Source organism: Pseudorhodoplanes sp. (assembly GCF_046289595.1).
Lineage (GTDB): Bacteria > Pseudomonadota > Alphaproteobacteria > Rhizobiales > Xanthobacteraceae > Pseudorhodoplanes.
In genome coordinates this window covers 1-3,027 of the sequence record NZ_JBKBVB010000219.1, presented here as the reverse complement: position 1 = coordinate 3,027, position 3,027 = coordinate 1, and the positions used below count along the sequence as shown (strand labels likewise).

Sequence of the window (3,027 nt, the reverse complement as noted above, 5' to 3'; positions counted from 1 at the left end):
GCCGCGAATAAACCGGTGGCGGCGGCGGGGGCGGCGCATAATAGGGCGTGCCGTAGCCGCGCGGCTGGTTGAGATAGCCGCCGTAATACTGCGCCTCGGCCAGCTGTGGCAGCGCCACGGCTGCGCCGAAGGCTGCGGCGGCGACGGCGACCGTTACAATCTTACGCATGAGACGTTCCTCGATCGTTACCGGCGTCGGCGCGCCGCCGGCCGGCACTCTTACCAACACTTCGTAGCGCGATTCTTACGTTCAAGCCGCCATCACAATAAGGTGTGCGCTTTCTGAACCCGCCGGCGCCGGCGCGCGTCGGCCGCCGGCCGGCCAACCGACCCCGACACATCGCACCATTCCGGCGCGCGAGGCATTTGCCCCGCGCGCTCGTTCTCGTCCATTCACCAGGAGACCCCGATGGACCTCACCACCGAGACTTACGAAACCAAGGCCGGCTTTGCGCCGGATACCCGGCAGGAAACGCATGTCACCCATGCCGAGTTGATGCGCATCTTCGACGCCTTCAAGGCCGCGAACGACGAGCGCATCGCCGCGATCGAACGCCGCGCCGCCGACGTGCTGCACGAAGAGAAGGTGGCGCGCATCGACGCCGCGCTCGATGCGCAGATCCGCCGCCTCGACGAGCTGGCGCTGAAATCGGCGCGGCCGCAGCTTGGCCTTGAGACCGGCGTCAACCGCGCATCCGCGCGCGAGCACAAGGCGGCGTTCGAGGCCTATATCCGCTCCGGCGAAAGCACGGGATTGCGGACGCTGGAGGTGAAGGCGATGTCGGCCGGCACACCTGCGGACGGCGGCTATCTGGTGCCCGACGACGTCGAGCGCGAGATCGGCAAGCGTCTCGCCGCGATCTCGCCGATCCGTTCGATTGCGGCAGTGCGCGAGATTTCCGGCAATGTCTACAAGAAGCCGTTCATGACCGCAGGGCCCGTCACCGGCTGGGCGGCCGAGACCGCCTCGCGCCCGCAGACGACATCGCCGGTGCTCGACGAATTGTCGTTTCCCGCGGCCGAGCTTTACGCCATGCCCGCGGCGACGCCGGTGCTGCTGGAGGACGCAGCGATCAATATCGACGAATGGATCGCAAGCGAAGTCGAGCAGGTCTTCGCCGTGCAGGAGGGCGCGGCCTTCGTCAACGGTGACGGCGCCAACAAGCCGAAGGGCTTCCTGCAGTATGACAAGGTGGCGGAAGGGTCATGGTCCTGGACCAAGATCGGCTTCATCGAGACCGGCGTCGACGCCGGCTTCCCGGAGGAGGGGCCGGCCGATCCGCTGATCGATCTGGTTTACGCGCTGAAGGCCGGCTACCGGCAGAACGCGCATTTCGTCATGAACCGCAGAACCCAGAGCGCGATCCGCAAGCTGAAGGATGCCGACGACAATTATCTCTGGCAGCCGCCGGCGCAGGTCGGTGGACGGGCCGGGCTTCTGACATTTCCGGTGGTGGAAGCCGAAGACATGCCTGACATTGGCGAGGACGCTTACGCGATCGCGTTCGGCGATTTCAACCGCGGTTATCTTGTGGTCGACCGCCAGGGCGTGCGGGTCTTGCGCGATCCGTATTCGGCCAAGCCTTACGTCTTGTTCTACACCACCAAGCGCGTCGGCGGCGGCGTGCAGGACTTCGACGCGATCAAGCTTTTGAAGTTCTCCGGGGCTTAGGCTGGCCACAAATGCCGCTCATGCCCGCGAAGGCGGGCATCCAGACTTTTATGCTGGGTCCCCGCATTTGCGGGGACGAGCGGAGACCCACACCTGACAAGCCGCCGCGAGGCGGCTTTTCTCTTTTCAGACTTTCCATGAACCGCACTCATCCCGCCTGGCTGGCGCGCGCCGCTGGTTGCGTCCTGACGCGCATCGCTGGTGGCGGCCCGATCACGGCCGCTTCAACAAGCATGGCGGCTCCGAGCGCAAATACTCACCCGATCAACCCCGTGTGCCGGCCCGCAATACGGGTGGCGGGCAATGGGTGAGCGGAGGAAGCGCGGCGCGCCTGTTGCCCGAGGATCTGCCAACGGGTGCTGGGGCTCTTTTCGAAGGAGAAAGACAGCCGGCCGGGTTGGTTCAACTCGCGTATCCTGGGTCAGGCATTTCAGGCAGGCCGTATCGCCCTTCAAACCGGGATCGGGGCGGCGCTCAGCCTCTACGCCGCGCTGTCAGCGCAAAACGGACCCAATCGTTCCGCGGTCGCGGTTTTCCGCGCGACGGATTTCGAGCCGGGCGCAGATCCTCTTTCTCCTGTCAGCCTCGTCGGTAGCCTCACGCGGGAGGAAGTGGATCAGGTTTGCCCGGCACACCAGCTTGTTCAGGACTTGACCGACAAGGCTGCGGTCTCGTTCAATCGTGCCGATTACAGTGCGCCAGGCTATGGCACGGCCGTGCATATGAAGGTGCGAGACGATACCGAAAATCTCGGTGACCCCAACCTGCGCGCAGAAGTCTCTCTGATCAAAACGGTGCAGGAAACCGGCCGCGCGCCGGAGGAGCCCGCCATCCGTTACGGAACTCCCGGATCGATCCGTGTCGACGTTCTCGAAAAGTCGGGCAGCTACACTGTCTGCGTTTACGACATCAAGACAGGCGGAAGAATCCTCGGCTATCGCGCATGCGGGAGATAGCTCAAACGGTCAGCAAAAATTTCCCGGGAACGCTGCGCATTGTCGTGACTGAAACGAGGCCGCGCCGTTGACCACGCTGCGGCAAATCAAGAGTCTTGTCACTCCGCTGCTTGAGCGGCATCCCGACTTGGCTCTTATCGGTCCGTTCTTGATCATAAAACCGGTTCGACTTGTTGCAAATTCAGTCATGATTGACCGGACGAGTTCTGCAGATGTGTTCCGGCCGAGAACGGCATCAATCGACTTGCTTGGGAAACGCGAATACTTTGGCCTCGGGACCGGTGATCTGCTCTACAGAGTGAAGGGGCCGGGGGCGATCTGGCGATGGTCGAACCCCAGCGTGGCCGAAGACTTTCTGCGGGTCGTCGAAAACGAAGCCCTCCCGCGGCTCCGAGGTAT

General features: G+C 63.7%; 3 protein-coding genes. All 3 read left to right on the top strand.

What is annotated here, in order from left to right:
• The first annotated feature begins 409 nt into the window (after positions 1 to 409).
• Positions 410 to 1,672 carry a phage major capsid protein gene (locus ACK41X_RS23240; RefSeq protein WP_409728636.1) on the top strand — a complete coding sequence of 421 codons (1,263 nt, stop codon included), beginning with the start codon at positions 410 to 412 and terminating at the stop codon, positions 1,670 to 1,672.
• A 356-nt stretch (positions 1,673 to 2,028) separates the two neighbouring features.
• A complete protein-coding gene (locus ACK41X_RS23235) occupies positions 2,029 to 2,628 on the top strand; it encodes a hypothetical protein (RefSeq protein WP_409728633.1) in 600 nt (199 codons plus the stop codon).
• A gap of 67 nt (positions 2,629 to 2,695) precedes the next feature.
• On the top strand, positions 2,696 to 3,027 hold a 332-nt coding region (locus tag ACK41X_RS23230), incomplete at its 3' end, for a hypothetical protein (RefSeq protein WP_409728631.1).

Excerpts from the sequence above, each read along its gene's own strand:
- ACK41X_RS23240 (WP_409728636.1), top strand. The coding sequence starts at position 410 with ATGGACCTCACCACCGAGACTTACGAAACCAAGGCCGGCTTTGCGCCG.